The sequence below is a fragment of the Aeromonas sp. FL131 genome (assembly GCF_049860615.1).
In the GTDB taxonomy this organism is placed as follows: domain Bacteria; phylum Pseudomonadota; class Gammaproteobacteria; order Enterobacterales; family Aeromonadaceae; genus Aeromonas; species Aeromonas hydrophila.
Window position 1 is genome coordinate 980,930 of sequence record NZ_CP187595.1, and the last position, 15,802, is coordinate 996,731.

The following is a 15,802-nucleotide window of genomic DNA, read 5'->3' on the forward strand; positions in this document are numbered from 1 at the left end:
TTTTGCTTTGTGCGCTTAGCTACAGCTTGAAGTGGGCCATCTCCTGGCGCAGCAGCCGCGACAGCTGCTTGAGCTTGGCGGCCTCCTGCGAGACATGGCGGGCTGCGTCCCCCGACTGCTCGGAGAGAGAGGTGATGTTGCCGACGGTGGAGACCACCTCGTTGGCGGCGGTGGACTGCTCGCGCAGGGTGTGGCTGATCTCCCCCATCAGGCCGGTCAGGTTGGCGGCGTGGTTCTGGATGCTGGCGATGGCCTCGCCGGTCTGGCTGGCCAGGCTTACCCCGCGGGAGACGTTGTTGACCGTGTTCTCCATGCTGCGGATGGAGGCATCCGCCCCGCTCTGGATCTTGCCGATCATGCCGGTGATCTGCTGGGTGGAGGCGGCCGAGCGGCTGGCTAGGTTGCGCACCTCGTCGGCCACCACCGCGAAGCCGCGCCCCTGCTCGCCGGCCCGGGCCGCCTCGATGGCGGCGTTGAGCGCCAGCAGGTTGGTCTGATCGGCGATGCCGCGGATCACCTCGATGATCTCCGAGATCTGCTGGGTGTGGCTGTTGAGATCCGCGATGCTGCTGGCGGCATTGGAGACGGTATCCGAGATGCTCTGGATGCTGTCGAGGGTCTGCTTGATGACCCCGGAGCCTTCCGCCAGGGTGTTGGCGGAGACCTTGCTCAGCTCGTCGGCGTGGGTGGCGTTGTCAGAGAGGTGGCTGATGCTTACCACCAGCTCCTCGATGGCGGCCGCCATGGTCTGGGTGCTGGTCTGCTGGGAGGTGGCGAACTGGGCGGTCTGTTCCGCTATCTGGGCGATGCTGTCGGCCGAGCCGGAGAGCTCTTCGCTGGAGTGGGAGACCTGGGCGATGATCCCCTTGAGGGTGCCCTGCATGGTGGCGAGCAGGCCGATCAGGCTCTCCTTGGCACCGGCCGGCACCTTGATGGGCTGGGAGAAGTCCCCCTCGGCCAGGTGGTTGAGATCGCTTCTGAGCTGGTCGACCGAGGTGCCGACCAGGTCGAGCAGCGCCTTGTAGGTGCGCCAGAGGAAGAACATCAACACCAGGCCCAGCGCGATGAACAGGTAGCGCAGCATGGCGGACTGGCTGGTGGCATCGTCCACCGCCTGCTGGGTGCGGTGTTCCATCAGGACGTAGAAGTCGTCGATGGGGGACATGATGCGCCCCTTGTTCTGGTGATAGGCCTTGTCATGCATCATGGCGATGGCCTTTTGCTGGTTGGCGGCCAGATCGCCGTCCGTCTGCTGCACCAGCTTGAAGGCGGCCACCTCGGTGTTGACCAGGGCATCCGAGTTGTTCTTGGCCTCGTTGAGCTTGGCCAGCTCCTCCTCGGTAAAGCCGGTGTCCTTCATCAGGTCGATGAGGCCACGGCGCACCTGGCTGTCGGGCCGCGGGTTCTGGCCGTTGGCGGCGACGAAGTCCCAGTAGATGCGGTTGTAGCCCTGCGGCCGGTTCTGCTCCCCGTTGCGAATGGCCAGGATCCGCATGTACTGCTGTTCGTAGGCCGGATCCTTGGTGATCACGTAGGTACGGCCGAGGCGGGTCAAGTCGTCGGAGGATTGCCGCAGTTCATCGGCCAGCAGATAGGATTGATAGCGTTGCTGATAGCTCTGCTCGAGTTGCGTTCCTGACCAGCTGTAGGCAAAAAATACCAGCGACAGCAGGATCAGGGTGACGACGGAGAGCAGCAGGTTGAGCTGAAAGGCGGGTCTGTTCTGTTCCATGGTTTGAGCGTCCTTATTCTCACCGGATAACCCCCTTGGTCAGACGGCAAAGGCCGCTACGTCGGAGGGGTTTTGTTGTTGTTGCTGTGAGTATAGGAGCGGGGCCCGGCAAGGTTGCGGGGGTTTGGAGAAAAGGTAGAGGCGAGGGAAAACGTACCGAAACAGATAGAAAACGGCCGGGAGCGGGCACCCGGCCGGTGGGGTTATCGCTGCTCGATCACCTTATTTGATGACAAGGTCGGTGAGCGGCACGGCGCAGCAGGTGAGGATCTTGCCCTCGGCCCGTTCGGCGGCGGTGATGGCCGGGGCATCGGGGTGATCCACCTCACCCGCGAGCAGGGTCTGCTTGCAGCTGCCGCAGATGCCGGCGCGGCAGCTCCAGGGCAGATCCACCCCTTGCTTGTGGGCTTGATCCAGCACGGTACCCTGATTGTTGCCGGCAAAACTCTGCTTGCCGATGCGCAGTTGCACCGCCTGGTGGGGGCGTGCCACCGAGAGGATGGCGCCGCCAAAGCTCTCCTGGCGGATCCGCTCGGCGGGCACGCCAAGGGCGGTCAGTCTGGCGGCCGCATCGGCCATAAAGCCGTGGGGGCCGCAGATAAACACCTCCCGTCCGGCCAACCCTTTGACCAATGCGAGATGCTCATCGCCGAGTCGCCCCTTGAGCCCCTGCCAGTGCGTATCGGGCTGGCTGAGGATCAGGGTGAGGGTCATGCCCTGCTGCGCCAGGGCGTGCAGTTCGGCGGCGGCGGGAATATCCGCCTCGCTGCGGCACAGGTGCATAAAGTGCACATCGCCAAGCTCCCCGCGCAAGGCCAGAGTGCGGGCAATGGAGAGCATGGGGGTCACCCCCGAGCCTGCCGAGAGCAGCAGCAGGGAGCGCCCGGAGCCTAGGTGAAACTCACCGGCCGGCGCTGCGGCCAGCAACCGGTCACCGGGTTGCAACTGCTGGTGCAGCCAGTGGGAGATGCGACCGCCCCCCACCTTCTTGACGCTGATACTATAACGCTCGGGCCGCTCCGGGGTGGAGCTCAGGGTATAGCGGCGCTGCAGACGCTCGCGCCGCAGACCGAGGCCAATGTCCAGGCTGATGGGCAGATGCTGGCCCGGCAGATAGTCGGGCAGGGGCTCGCCATCGGCCGCCTCGAACCAGAAGGTCTCCAGATCCCGCGCCAGCGGCTCGCGGGCCACGCACACCAGCTCCCGTTTTTTCGGGGCCGCGTTGGGGTAGACGGGGGCGCGGGCGCGCTCCAGCACCTCGATCTCGCTGCCCGCCTCAATCCACCCCTCGTTGAGGGCCACCAGGTTCTGGCCGAAGTAGACCTCGCCATCCTCGCCGCGCCGATAGCGGGTGAGGGTAGCCAGCGGCTCCTTGAGGGCATTGAAGCGATCCGTGCCCGGCTCCACCGTGGTCATGATGCAGCGGCTGCAGGGCTTGGCGACCCGAAACTCCACCTCGCCGATGCGGATCCGTTTCCAGCCGTCCTCCTCGAAGGGGAGGGTGCCGCTCGCCACCAGGTTGGTACGAAACTGGCTCATCTGGTGCAGCGCGTCGGATCTCAGGTTGAGATCCTCCAAAGAAGCCTGGCTTATCAGCAGCAGCGGATAGCCATCGGCAAAGCTGACCCGGGTGCCGGTCTTCTCCCGAAAGCGGGCGGACTCTTCACCGAGCCAGAGCAACTGAACCGGCTCCCCCGCCACCTGGCTCAGCCACTGATCGGCCTGGGGCTGGGTCTGCAGGGCGCTGAAGCTGTCGCTCCAGACTCCGGTGGCCCGAGGGGTGCGGGAAAACTCCCGCTCTTGCAGGATGAGAGGGTCAAGGCCCGGATAGCGCAGCTGCAGACCGCCCTCGATGGGGGTGGCCACCACCTGCTGCAACTGGGGATGGGTGCGGGCGGTGATGAAGCTGCCGTCCGGCTTGACCACCATGTAGCGGCGATCCCCCTGCAGCCCCTCTTCGGTGACCAGGGCGCGGGTCAGTGGCATGCCTGCCGTGGACTTGATGGGGTAGAGATGAATGCTGGCGAGCTTGGGCATGGCCGGGTCCTTGTGCTGTGGTGGTTCCAGTGCAGGAGACAAGATAACGGGAGCTGTTCCGTGCAGCAATCGTTGCAGGAGGGGGGGCCTGATGCGCCAGGCTCACGGGGCCAGATAACGGCGTGGCGTTGCTTGCAGGGCGCGAGCCCGACCGGTGACTCCTGCAGACGGGCAAGATGTTACACGGGTCACGTTGTGCACTCCATACCTCATAAAGTGCAACATTTTTTGATCCTGATCCGTCATTCGGTACACAAATCAGTCCATTATCGAGTCAGCTTCCAGTTTCTAACGCTTTCGCTTCTTCCCCCTCCGGCCACCGTCTGCCAAGGCAAAACGGTATCAAGCGCCATCGGATGGGGCCTGTCACACAAAAAGAAGAAAGCAATGTATGAGCAAACAACTGGATATGACCCCACAGCCGGATCTCTCCCAGAAAACGGGAACAGGCCCGGTCCGTACTCGGCTACCCGTTTGGCGGCCGGCCCTGCCACCTTGCAACCATGCCTGCCCGGCTGGCGAGAACATCCAGGCCTGGCTTGCCCTGGCCGAAGCGGGCCGCTTTGAGGCGGCCTGGCAGCGCCTCATCGAAGAAAATCCCCTGCCTGCGGTCCACGGGCGGGTCTGTTATCACCCCTGCGAAACGGCCTGCAACCGCGCTCAGGTGGATGATGCCGTCTCCATTCACGCCATCGAGCGCTTCCTCGGCGACGAGGCGCTGGCCCGTGGCTGGCAGCCTGCACCGCCCGCGCCCGCCAGCGGCAAGAAGGTGCTGGTGATCGGTGCCGGCCCCTCCGGCCTCTCTTGTGCCTGGCACCTCAACCGGCTCGGCCATCAGGTAGAGATCCGCGAGGCGGGCCCGCTCGCCGGCGGCATGCTGCGCTTCGGTATTCCCGCCTACCGCCTGCCCCGCGAGATGCTGGATCGGGAGGTGGCCCGCATCGTCGCGGCCGGGGTGACCCTGACCCTCAACCACAAGGTGGAAGACGTACTCAAGGCGCGCGACGAGGGGGGCTTTGACGCCGTCTTCATGGCCATCGGCGCCCATCTGGCCAAGCGGGTCGACATTCCGGCCCGCGAGGCGGGCAAGATCCTCGATGCGGTGAGCTTCCTCGAGCAGGCCAGCCTGGCGGAGGAGAAAGGCTTGCCGCCACCCAAACTGGGACGACGGGTGGCCATCTACGGTGGCGGCAACACCGCCATGGACGCGGCCCGTACCGCCCGCCGCCTCGGGGTCGAAGAGGCGATGATCATCTATCGCCGCGACCGGGACCATATGCCGGCCCACGCCTTCGAAGCCGACGAGGCCGAGGAGGAGGGGATCAAGATCAACTGGCTGCGCACCATCCGCCAGCTCGACAGCACCAATATTGAAGTGGAGGTGATGGCGCTGGATGCCGAGGGCAAGCCGGTGCCCACCGGCCAGTTTGAAACTCTCGAAGCGGACTCCCTCATTCTGGCGCTGGGTCAGGAGGTGGACTTGAGCGTGCTGGAGAGCATCCCCGGCGTGCGGGTCAACAAGGAGGGAGTGGTGCAGGTTGGCGAGAACCTGATGACGGACGTGCCGGGTCTGTTTGCCGGCGGCGACATGGTGCCCTCCGAGCGCACCGTCACCATCGCCACCGGCCACGGCAAGAAGGCTGCGCGCCATATGGATGCCTGGCTGCGCGGTCGCCTCTACCACAAGCCGCTCTCCTACCCGCTGGTGGGGCCCGAGCAGTTGCAGCTCTGGTTCCAGACCCATGCCCCTGCCAGCAGCCAGCCGGTCAAACCGCCCTCGGCGCGGGACGACTTTGGCGAGATCATCGGTGGACTGGACGAGACGGCGGCCCGCTACGAGGCGGCGCGCTGCTACTCCTGCGGCAACTGCTTCGAGTGCGACGGCTGCTATGGCAGCTGCCCCGAGCAGGCCATTGCCAAGCTGGGGCCGGGTCTGGGGTATCAGGTGGATGCCGAACTCTGCACCGGTTGCGGTGCCTGCCATGACCAGTGTCCCTGCCATGCCATCGAGTTGCGCCAACCGGAGGAGTCACAATGAAACATGAACTGATCATGGTCGACGGCAACGAAGCCGCGGCCCGGGTGGCGTATCAGCTGAGCGAAGTGTGTGCCATCTACCCCATCACCCCGAGCTCGACCATGGCCGAACTGGCTGACGCCTGGGCCGCGGAGGGGCAGACCAACCTGTGGGGCAACATCCCCACGGTGGTGGAGATGCAGAGTGAAGGGGGGGCGGCCGGCACGGTGCACGGTGCCCTGCAGGCAGGGGCGCTCGCCACCACCTTCACCGCCAGCCAGGGGCTGATGCTGATGCTGCCCAACATGTACAAGATCGCCGGCGAGCTCACCTCGGCGGTGTTCCATGTGGCGGCCCGATCCTTGGCGGCGCAGGGGCTGTCGATTTTTGGCGACCATCAGGACGTGATGGCGGCGCGCAGCACTGGCTTTGCCATGCTCGCCTCCGGCTCGGTGCAGGAGGCGCAGGACCTGGCCCTGGTCGCCCACAGCGTCACCCTGCAGTGCCGGGTGCCCTTCATCCACTTCTTCGACGGCTTTCGCACCTCCCACGAGGTGAACAAGATCACTGCGCTGCACAAAGATGAAATTCGGGCCCTTATCGACAACGACTGGGTGCGCGCCCACCGTTCGCGGGCCCTCAACCCGGATCATCCGGTGATGCGCGGCACCGCCCAGAACCCCGACACCTATTTCCAGTCCCGCGAGAGCGTCAATCCCTTCTACGAGGCGGTGCCGGCGCGGGTGCAGCAGTGCATGGAGAGCCTCGGCGAGCTGACCGGCCGCCACTACCGGCTGGTGGAGTATCACGGTGCCCCCGATGCCACCGATGTCATCGTGCTGATGGGCTCGGGGGCCGCCACCGCCCGCACGACGGTGGATTGGCTCAACCGGCAGGATCGCAAGACCGGGGTGCTGGTCATTCGTCTCTATCGTCCCTTCCCGGTGCAGGCACTGCTCGATGCCCTGCCCGAGAGCGTGCGCCGCATGGCGGTGCTGGATCGCACCAAGGAGCCGGGGGCGGGTGGCGAGCCGCTGCTGCTGGATGTGCAGAGCGCCCTCATCGACGGCTTGCAGCGCGGCCTTATCAAGCGGTTGCCGTGGCTCAGCGGCGGCCGCTATGGCCTCTCTTCCAAGGAGTTCACCCCCGCCATGTGCGCGGCGGTGTTCGAGGAGCTGGCCTGTGATGCGCCGCGTCCGCGCTTTACCGTAGGCATAGTGGACGATGTGTCGGGCCTGAGTCTGGCCTGGCACCCCATCGGCGATCTGGAGCCTGCCAGCCGGGTGCGGGCGCTCTTCTTCGGCCTCGGCGCCGACGGCACAGTCGGTGCCAACAAGAACAGCATCAAGATCATCGGCGAGCTGGAGGGGTTCCACGCCCAGGGTTACTTCGTCTACGACTCCAAGAAGTCGGGCTCGCGCACCGTCTCCCACCTGCGCTTTGGCCCCGAGCCCATAGATGCGCCCTGGCTTATCGAGCAGGCGAGCTTTATCGGTTGCCACCAGTGGGGTTTTGTCGAATCTGTGGATCTGCTGGAGTTTGCCGCCGAGGGGGCGACCCTGCTGCTCAATGCTCCCCATGAGCCCGAGCGGGTCTGGGCCGAGCTGCCCGAGCGGCTGCGCGCCCGCATTCGTGCCCTCAATATCCAGCTCTATTGCATCGACGGCGATCGGGTGGCCGAGCGCAACGGCATGGGCAATCGCATCAACACCATCATGCAGACCTGCTTCTTCGCGCTGGCCGGCATCTTGCCGCGGGACGAGGCGATCGCCCTTATCAAGGAGAGCATCGAGAAGAGCTATGCCCGCAAGGGGCCCGAGGTGGTGACGCGCAACTTCGCGGCGGTGGATGACACTCTGGCTCATCTCCATCAGGTGGCCATCCCGGCCGGTGAGGAGCAGATCAGCGACTATCCGCTGCCGCTGGCACCGGGGGGCAGCGAGTTTGTCCAGCGCGTCACCGGCGAGATGCTGGCGGGGCGCGGCGATCGCATCCCGGTCTCCATGCTGCCGGTGGACGGCACTTACCCCACCGCCACCAGCCGCTTCGAGAAGCGCGATATCGCCCGCGAGATCCCGATTTGGAATTCGGATATCTGCATCCAGTGTGGCAACTGCGTCTTTGTCTGCCCCCACGCGGCGCTACGAGCCAAGTTCTACCATCAGGACTGGCTGGCGAGCGCCCCCGAGGCGGCGCAGTCGGTGCCCGTCACCGCCAAGGGCTTCCCCGACAGTCGCTACACCCTGCAGCTCTATCCGGAGGATTGCACCGGCTGCGGTCAGTGTGTGCAAGCTTGTCCGGTGCGGGCCGGAGCGGATGAAAGCCATGAAGGCGAGCGGGCCATCGCCATGATTGACAAGGCGCCGCATCTGGCCGGCCAGAAGCAGGCGCTGCGCTGGTTCGAGAGCCTGCCCTGGCCTGCCCGCGAGCGGGTGGATTTCTCCACCGTGCGCGGCACCCAGTTCCTCGAACCTCTGTTCGAGTTCTCCGGCGCCTGCGCCGGCTGTGGCGAGACCCCCTATCTCAAGTTGCTGACCCAGCTGTTTGGTGACCGCATGCTGGTGGCCAACGCCACCGGTTGCTCCTCCATCTATGGCGGCAACCTGCCGACCACTCCCTGGGCCAAGAATGGCGAAGGGAAGGGGCCGGCCTGGTCGAACTCGCTGTTCGAGGACAACGCCGAGTTTGGCTTTGGTTTTCGCCTCACCGCCGATCAGCACCACGGTCAGGCGGTGGCGGCCTTGCAGGCGATGAAGGGGGAGATCGGGGTCGAGCTGGTGGAGTCGCTTGTCAGCGCCCCGCAGCGGCTGGAGTCGGAGATCCGCGCCCAGCGCACCCGGGTCGCGCAAGTGCGGGGGCGATTGGAAGAGGTGAAATCCGGCAAGGCCCGCGAGCTGCTGTCACTCATCGATCAGCTGGTGCGCCGCTCGGTCTGGATCATCGGCGGCGATGGCTGGGCTTATGACATCGGCTCATCGGGGCTCGACCATGTGCTCGCCTCTGGGCGCGATGTGAACGTGCTGGTGATGGATACCGAGGTCTACTCCAACACCGGCGGCCAGATGTCGAAATCGACCCCGCTCGGCGCCGTCGCCAAGTTCGCGGCGGGGGGCAAGACGCTGGCCAAGAAGGATGTAGCCTTGCAGGCCATCTCCTACGGCAACGTCTATGTTGCCCGCATCGCCTTTGGTGCCAACCCGCAGCAGGCGCTGCAAGCGTTGCGGGAGGCCGAGGCCTATCCGGGCCCGTCGCTTATCATCGCCTACAGCCATTGCATCGCCCACGGCATCGACATGGAGTTTGGCCTGACCCAGCAAAAACGCGCCGTGACCTCCGGTCACTGGCCGCTGATGCGCTACAACCCGGTACTGCGCAGTGCGGGGCAGAACCCCTTCAGCCTCGACAGCCTGCGCCCCTCCATCCCCCTTGCTACATATCGGCAGGAGGAGACCCGTTATCGGGTGCTGGCCCAGAGCCATCCACAGGAGGCCGAGCGGTTGATGCAGGTAGCGCAAAAAGTGGCGTGGCAGAAGTGGGCCACCTACGAGGAGATGGCCACCCGCGAGGCCAGCCATTTCCATCCGCCGGTGTGATGATTGGGTTAACTCTGCATAAAACGAAGCGGGCCACTGGCCCGCTTTTTTATGACTGGATTGACAGGGCTCGCTCAGGGGTTGGTGGTACGCAGTACCTTGAGGTGCAGGGTGCGCTCCTGATGGGCCGCTATCTCCTGCTCGGTGAAGCGCATGGGCTGCCACTGCTGACGGGCGAACTGCTCGGTCTGATCGGTGAAGTGTGGGCTCTCGGGGTCATGGGACTGGCCGTAGCTCAGGAAGCGCTCCGCCTTGGGGCCGGCGTCATCAAACTGCAGGGCCAGCACGAAGCTGGAACCGTAGTTGGCGCGATAACGCAGCTCGGGCTGGCCGTCACCGTCGTCATCCAGGCTGCGCAGCGTGGTGCCTGCCACGGCCTTGCCGGTCACTATGTTGGCGAGATCCGAGCTGCTGCGCGAAGGCAGATTGGTCTGCACCATGTTGAACATGCCCTCGAACGAGTTGCCTCCCGGCAGCGCTATGGGGCTCAGCCCGGCCGCTTTTTGCACGAACTGCAGTGCACCGAGCTCGGCATCCGGCGCGATACCGGCCGCCTGCAACCGCTGCTGGGCCTGGGCCAGCGCCAGCAGGGCTGGGTCTTCATCCGGCGCGCCGTTCCAGGGGGCCAGCCCGCTCGGCGTGGTGGCGCCATGGGCCGGATCGAAGGGAGTGGCGAACAGGGCATCCTTGATGTCTCTGTGGCCGCTGGTGCGAAACGCCGTCAACCATTCGCGCATCAGGTGGGCGCCGCGGCTCTCCAGCTGATATTCGCCATCCCAGTTGGCGAGTGCATTGCAGCTCGGCGTCAAGTCCAGCGGGCCGCTGGTCAGCTGGATCAGCGGATGTGCCTGGCAGCGAGCCAGCAGGGGATCTCTGAGCTCACGGGCAAACAGGGAGCCGTTGTGGGTCAGTACCCGTTGCAGCGACTGCAGGGTGAAACGCCGATCGGCCCCGGTCAGTCCCATGGTGTCGGGGGTGCTGATGAGCTGGGCGTTGTAGCGGGTACGAGGGCTGCGCACCGTCTGCTCCGGCCCGTAGAGGATGGAGTAACCCTCCAGCGGGGCCGCCAGGTTGGTCAGCCAGTGGCTGCTGTTGGCGTTGTAGACGTAGTCGCTGCGAGTCTGGCGGGGGGCCTGGCTCAGGGGGACAAGGCCGGCAACGCGGGTCTGGCCGCTGTCGACCCACTCGAAATCGGGGTCGTTGCCCGGCAACAGCACGCTGCCCTCGCCATCCAGCCAGATGGGGGCCAGTTGTGGCGTCTGGGAAGTTGCTCGCCACCAGGCTTCTGCCTTGGTGCCGAGGCGGGGCACCTGGGTGGCATCCACATAACTGGCCTGGCCCGTCTTGTCGATCAGCAGTGTATTGACCCAGGGCACCCCCTGATGCTCGGCCAGCGCATCGAAGAAGGCCGGGGTGCTCTGGGCCCTGGCCATGGCCAGCCACTGTTCCAGCATCTTGTAGTTGCCGGCGTTGGCATCGCGGAAGCTGATGGCGCTGCTGCTGGTCCAGCCCAGGCTGGGCGAGAGGGAGGCGAGGTTGACCATGGGGCCGAAGTGGCTGGCATAGACGGTCTGTACATAAGGTTGCAGGCTGCCATCGGCCTGGCGTACCTGTACGGTGATCGCTTTCTGGCTCATCTCCCGCCACTGGTCGCCGTAGCGGTAACGCAGCGGATTGGCGGGGTCCAGGGTGAGCTGATAGAGGGTGAAGCGTTTGGACTGGGAGACGGTGTGGGTCCAGCCCAGCTGCTCGTTGAAGCCGATCAGGATGGCGGGAAAGCCCATCATGGTGGCACCGGTCACGTTGAGCTCCCCCGGGATCTGCAGGTGCTGTTCATAGAATCTGAGTTCGCCATCCCAGGGGAAGTGGGGGTTGCCGAGCAGCAGACTGTTGGCGTTGCTGCTGCGATCCGCTCCCAGCGCCCAGCCGTTGCTGCCGATCCCCTCCGAGGTCAGCAATGCGGCGGGATCCTGCTCGGGCACAGGCAGGGCGGTGCGCGCCTGTGCGCCGCTGCCAGGTGGCTGGGCATTGGCCATGGCGCCGATAAAGCTGCGGCCGCTGGCCAGCTGGGCGAGATCCAGGTGATAGGCCAGCAGCTGGGTCGGGGTGATGGGTTCGACCCACTCGGCCCCGCGACAGGGAGAGGGATAGTCTGCCGGGCCGGCTCGACCGCTGAGTGAGTGGTTGAATCCTGCCACGTAGCCTTCGATGAGATGACGAGCATCCGGCGCCAGCCTGCCATACAGGGCGGCAGCCTGGGCTGGCAGGTCGAGCGAGCGATAGCCCACGTCGGAGAGGAGGTTGCGCTGCTGCTCCCCCGCTCCCAGCCAGCGGGATTTTTCTCCCCGCAACTTCATGATCTGCTCGCTCAGGGTACAGAGGTTCTCTTCGGCATGGGCATAGCCGGCGCCAAAGCCCAGGCTGGCGTAGTCGTTCGCCTTGATGTGGGGAACACCCTGCTCCGTATAGGTGAGGGTGACGTCGTAGTGGCGAGCGGGATCCGGCTCGCTGCTGTTCTCCTGGCAGCCGGCCAGTACGAGGCAGCCGAGCAGGGTAAGGGGGAAGGGCGTTCTCATCTTGGTTCCTTCTGTGGTCCTGACTTGTTATGGTTCTGTTGCTTTTCAGCCGCAGGTGACGGTATTTAAGAACAGCCCCGGTTTGCTGTCGCCCCGCTGGATGGAACCGGTCGAGAGTTGGAAAACACAATAAAAACAAGGATAAGCAGGTACGGCTCGATGGAGCCGCACCTGCAGGAGGACGCATATGCAGTGGGAAGAAGTGGCCGCCGTGCTCAGCCTGAGCTTGACCGGCATGTTGCTGCTGGCCACGCTCGGCTGGCTGCGCCGCATGCGGCGGGATGCCGCTGCCGGTTATCTGCTGGCCCTGCTCAGCCTGAGCGGCTTGCAGGCGCTGGAATATCTCTATCACCAGCAACAGTGGTTCCACCATTGGCCCCACCTGCTCAAGCTGGCGGATCCCCTGGTGGTGATGCTGCCGTTTTGTCTGTACGGCTATATCAGGGCTCTGCAGGGGGAGGCGGTACTCGGTGGCTGGCGTGACCGGCTGGTGCACGGCTTGCCCATGCTGCTGGTTGCCGCTCTGGCGCTGCCCTACTGGTTGTTGCCGGGGGCCGACAAGGTGAGCTGGATCCTGCTTGGCAAGCAGGGGGATGCGCTGTGGCCCGGGGTGATCCTCTATGGCAACCGCTATCTGGCCTGCATCGCCCTGCTGGGGCTGGCTTACTGGTGGCAGCAGCAGCGCCTTGGGGTGGTCAGCCGCAAACCGGCGCTGCGGGCCTGGGTGGCTCAGTTGCAGGGGCTGCAACTGCTGGTGGCCCTGCTGTTGCTCGGCCGCATCGCCTTGAGCTGGCTCGGCTGGCCGCTCTCTACCGTCTATCTGCAGGCTCCCGTCACCGCCTATCTGCTGCTGCAGGTGCTGGCCCATGCCCGCTTGCCCCAGCAGGGCGGCGCGCCGGAGGGGGGCGTGCGCGAGCGAGCTACTGACGCCGCTTCTGAGCCGGTGCGAGATGACGGTCTGCGCCCCCTGTTCGAGGAGCTGGAACGCCAGCTCGGGCGTGGTGCCTACCGGGATCCCGCGCTCTCCCTTGGCAAGCTGGCCGAGGAGTGCGGTCTGAGCCTTCATCAGGCGTCCAGTGCCATCAACGCCTGTTCAGGGGGCAACTTCTACGACTGGCTCAACCGCCATCGGGTGGAGGAGGCCAAGCGGCTGCTGCAGACGAGTGACGAGACGGTGGCCAATGTCTGCTACCGGGCCGGTTTCAACAGCAAGTCCACTTTCAACAGTGCCTTTCGCCGTCACACCGGCCAGACCCCCAGCGAGTTTCGACGCCAGGGGGCGCAAGCAGTAGTCGCCTCCTGATGAGCGGCCAACAAAAAGCCCGGCGTCGGGCCGGGCTGGCAGGATAAGTTGCTTATCCAGGTATTCGTCGAGGCGTCTATTGTGGATGTTGTTTGAGGATGTCGTAGATCTCCTCTTTCAGTTTAAGTTTCTGTTTTTTCAGATCCTTCACCTCGGAGCTGTAGTCGCTGGCGTGATGCTTTTCCAACTTTCTAATCTCCACATCCAGGTCGTTGTGCAAGTCAAACTTCTTTTGGAAATGGACATCACTGCTCTTCAGTTGCGAGATGAGCTCTCTGTACTCTGGGAACATGTAATGCGGCCTCCTTGGTTTCGTTTGATTGTGCCTGCAAGACCAAACTACCGCGTCCCCCGCGAGATAAATGTGATCCGGCTCCAATTCGGGACCAATGAGTTGCTGTATTCGACGGGCGATTTTTAACTGTTTGAATCACAAGCTGATAAGGCTTTTATCGGTAAGCAGAGAGTCTGAAAAGTGCCGGATGGATCACAATTGTGACGGCCGGATGACAGCTTGTGGCCGCCGAGCGGGCAGCAAAAAGGGGCGCAGGGCCCCTTCTTGGTAACAGGTGCGGCGTTTACTCTTTTTTCTTTTTCTTCTCGGGCAGCGGCTTGCCGTCGCGGGCGATCACCTTGCCCACCTCGAAGCCGATCTGCGCCGCCAGCTCTTCCAGATCCGCGGCCTTGGCTTCGTTGCCGATGGCGTACTGGTAGTTGGCGATGGTGAGCTTCTCGGCCACCGTAGTACCCGGGACGATGGGCTCACGCCAGCCCTGACCCACATGGGCCACCAGGGTGCCGTTCATGATGAGCTCGCCGACGATCTCCTGGGTGGGGATGCCCTTGCCGTAGGTGAGGCCCTGCGGGTGCTTCTTGCCGACCAGCGGCTCTTGGCTTGCGGGCATCAGCTTGGTGCGGATCAGCCACTTGGGCGATTTGCTCTTGCCCACCGCCTTGCCGGTCTGGTACTCGTTGATCTTGATGGTCTTGATCATCTGGGCCATGAAGTCCTTGGTCAGCGCTTTTTGCGCTTCGCTGGTTTCATCGATGGCGATGGGGGCCACGTACCAGGTCTGGGCCGCCTGTGCCTTGGGGGCGGCGGGGGCGGTTTGCGCCATGGCGAGCGGGCTGAGCAGGATGGCCGCCAACAAGAGTCCTATCTTCTTCATTGTGATTCCGCTTATGTTTCAACAAGAATTTTGTTTTGCCAGCGACGACTGCGCCAGCGCCAGAACATGGCCAGACCGCGCACCCACTCGTCGCAGGCGAGCGCCAACCAGATACCGACCAGTCCATAACCCTGCATGATACCAAGGAAATAGGCCAGTGGAACGGCAATCCCCCACATGGAGACGAGCGCCATGTAGAGCGGGAAACGGGCGTCCCCGGTGGCGCGCAGGGCGTTGATCACCACCAGATTGAAGGTACGGCCGGGTTCCAGGATGAGGCTTATCAAGAACAGCTGCGCCACCTGGGTGATGATGTCGGCGTCATCGGTGAACAGGCTGATGATGGTGCGGCCGTTGAGGGCCGCCAGCAAGGCGATGAAGGCGGTGACGACGAGCCCCAGCTTCAGGCTTTTGAGCAACTGGCGGTAGGCCTGCTCGAAGCGGCGGGCCCCCGCCAGGTGGCCGATGATGATCTCGTTGCCAAGGCCGATGGAGAGGCCGAACAGCAGGATGAACAGGCAGATCTGGAAGAAGTAGGACTGGGTTGCCAGCGCCTTGTCGCCGAGCAGGCCGACGAAGGCGGTCACCACCATGAACTGCAGCATCCAGGAGAGGTTCTCGCCGGCGGCCGGCAGGCCGATGTGCAGCACCTTGCCCAGCATCAGCCGGCTGGGTTTGACGATCTCCGGCAGGCGCAGCCGGATGCCGGTCTTGCGCGCCACCAGCCACACCAGCAGCACCACCCCGACGATGCGGCCCGCCACCGTGCTGATGGCGACCCCGGCTACCCCGAGCTGGGGCAGGCCGAACCAGCCGTAGAGCAGCAGCAAGTTGCCGACGAAGGTGATGAGGTTGACGATGAGGGTCACGTACATCGCCTGCCGGGTGTGGCCGTGGGCGCGCAGGGTGGCGGCCAGGCAGAGCGCCGCCGCTTCCGGCAGCAGGCACAGGCCGATGATCTGCAGGTAGAGGGTGGCATCGCTCATCAGGTTGGCGGGCAGGTTCATCAGCGCCAGCATGGTACTGGCCCCGGCGATGACGCCAACGGCGGCCACCAGTCCCACCAGCAGGTTGAAACCGATGGCGGTGTGGATGACGACGCGCGCCTTCTCCTTGTCGCCGGCCCCCAGATACTGTGTGATCACCACGCTGGTGCCGATGCTGACGAAGCTGAACAAGGTGATGGCGAGATCGAACACCTGGTTGCCGACCGCGAGCGCCGCCACCCCCTGATAGGAGACGTGACCCACCATGAAGGTGTTGAGGGCCCCGGTCAGAAAGTGCAGGGCGAGATCGATAAACAGTGGCCAGGTCAGGGAGAAGAGGGTGCCCGGACCTGCGTGGGATTGAGTTTGCATGGGGTGTCCAAATACTG

The 15,802-nt window shown here is 64.5% G+C and carries 9 protein-coding genes; 3 read left to right on the plus strand and 6 right to left on the minus strand.

The genetic code is table 11. The annotated features are described in order from the left end of the window. Positions 1-19: 19 nt before the first annotated feature. Complete coding sequence (locus ACPW75_RS04780; protein ID WP_077095604.1) at positions 20-1,732, minus strand: methyl-accepting chemotaxis protein; 1,713 nt, start codon at positions 1,730-1,732, stop codon at positions 20-22. Positions 1,733-1,954: 222 nt separating this feature from the next. Continuing rightward, complete coding sequence (locus tag ACPW75_RS04785; RefSeq protein ID WP_077095603.1) at positions 1,955-3,769, minus strand: hybrid-cluster NAD(P)-dependent oxidoreductase; 1,815 nt, start codon at positions 3,767-3,769, stop codon at positions 1,955-1,957. A gap of 391 nt (positions 3,770-4,160) precedes the next feature. On the opposite strand from ACPW75_RS04785, the gene ACPW75_RS04790 reads away from it, so the two are divergent. Continuing rightward, on the plus strand, positions 4,161-5,807 hold the full coding sequence (locus ACPW75_RS04790) for an NAD(P)-binding protein (protein ID WP_190283652.1): 1,647 nt from the start codon (positions 4,161-4,163) through the stop codon (positions 5,805-5,807). Further along, the gene (gene nifJ, locus ACPW75_RS04795; protein ID WP_077095601.1) at positions 5,804-9,379 is read left to right on the plus strand and encodes a pyruvate:ferredoxin (flavodoxin) oxidoreductase; all 3,576 of its coding nucleotides are present in this window, start codon (positions 5,804-5,806) and stop codon (positions 9,377-9,379) included. The genes ACPW75_RS04790 and nifJ overlap by 4 nt, the downstream gene beginning before the upstream one ends. A gap of 74 nt (positions 9,380-9,453) precedes the next feature. Here nifJ and ACPW75_RS04800 read toward each other — a convergent pair whose 3' ends face one another. Next, on the minus strand, positions 9,454-11,955 hold the full coding sequence (locus tag ACPW75_RS04800; RefSeq protein WP_077095600.1) for a penicillin acylase family protein: 2,502 nt from the start codon (positions 11,953-11,955) through the stop codon (positions 9,454-9,456). A 187-nt stretch (positions 11,956-12,142) separates the two neighbouring features. Here ACPW75_RS04800 and ACPW75_RS04805 point away from each other — a divergent pair, with 187 nt between their 5' ends. After that, positions 12,143-13,258, plus strand: coding sequence for a helix-turn-helix domain-containing protein (locus ACPW75_RS04805; protein WP_077095599.1), 1,116 nt, complete (start codon positions 12,143-12,145; stop codon positions 13,256-13,258). Between the two features lie 76 nt (positions 13,259-13,334). Here the strand turns inward: ACPW75_RS04805 and ACPW75_RS04810 are convergent, their stop codons facing one another. The 3 genes from ACPW75_RS04810 to ACPW75_RS04820 all read right to left on the minus strand — a co-directional run bounded on the left by ACPW75_RS04810 (position 13,335) and on the right by ACPW75_RS04820 (position 15,785). Beyond that, positions 13,335-13,550, minus strand: a complete 216-nt coding sequence (locus tag ACPW75_RS04810; protein ID WP_011705396.1) for a YdcH family protein — start codon at positions 13,548-13,550, stop codon at positions 13,335-13,337. Positions 13,551-13,836: 286 nt separating this feature from the next. Then, the gene (locus ACPW75_RS04815; RefSeq protein WP_077095598.1) at positions 13,837-14,427 is read right to left on the minus strand and encodes a hypothetical protein; all 591 of its coding nucleotides are present in this window, start codon (positions 14,425-14,427) and stop codon (positions 13,837-13,839) included. Between the two features lie 11 nt (positions 14,428-14,438). Continuing rightward, positions 14,439-15,785, minus strand: a complete 1,347-nt coding sequence (locus ACPW75_RS04820) for an MATE family efflux transporter (protein WP_039213156.1) — start codon at positions 15,783-15,785, stop codon at positions 14,439-14,441. Positions 15,786-15,802: the final 17 nt, after the last annotated feature.

Coding starts and splice junctions, on each gene's coding strand:
- ACPW75_RS04815 (WP_077095598.1), bottom strand. CDS start 14,427: ATGAAGAAGATAGGACTCTTGTTGGCGGCCATCCTGCTCAGCCCGCTC.
- ACPW75_RS04790 (WP_190283652.1), top strand. CDS start 4,161: ATGAGCAAACAACTGGATATGACCCCACAGCCGGATCTCTCCCAGAAA.
- ACPW75_RS04785 (WP_077095603.1), bottom strand. CDS start 3,769: ATGCCCAAGCTCGCCAGCATTCATCTCTACCCCATCAAGTCCACGGCA.
- nifJ (WP_077095601.1), top strand. CDS start 5,804: ATGAAACATGAACTGATCATGGTCGACGGCAACGAAGCCGCGGCCCGG.
- ACPW75_RS04805 (WP_077095599.1), top strand. CDS start 12,143: ATGCAGTGGGAAGAAGTGGCCGCCGTGCTCAGCCTGAGCTTGACCGGC.
- ACPW75_RS04800 (WP_077095600.1), bottom strand. CDS start 11,955: ATGAGAACGCCCTTCCCCCTTACCCTGCTCGGCTGCCTCGTACTGGCC.
- ACPW75_RS04820 (WP_039213156.1), bottom strand. CDS start 15,785: ATGCAAACTCAATCCCACGCAGGTCCGGGCACCCTCTTCTCCCTGACC.
- ACPW75_RS04810 (WP_011705396.1), bottom strand. CDS start 13,550: ATGTTCCCAGAGTACAGAGAGCTCATCTCGCAACTGAAGAGCAGTGAT.
- ACPW75_RS04780 (WP_077095604.1), bottom strand. CDS start 1,732: ATGGAACAGAACAGACCCGCCTTTCAGCTCAACCTGCTGCTCTCCGTC.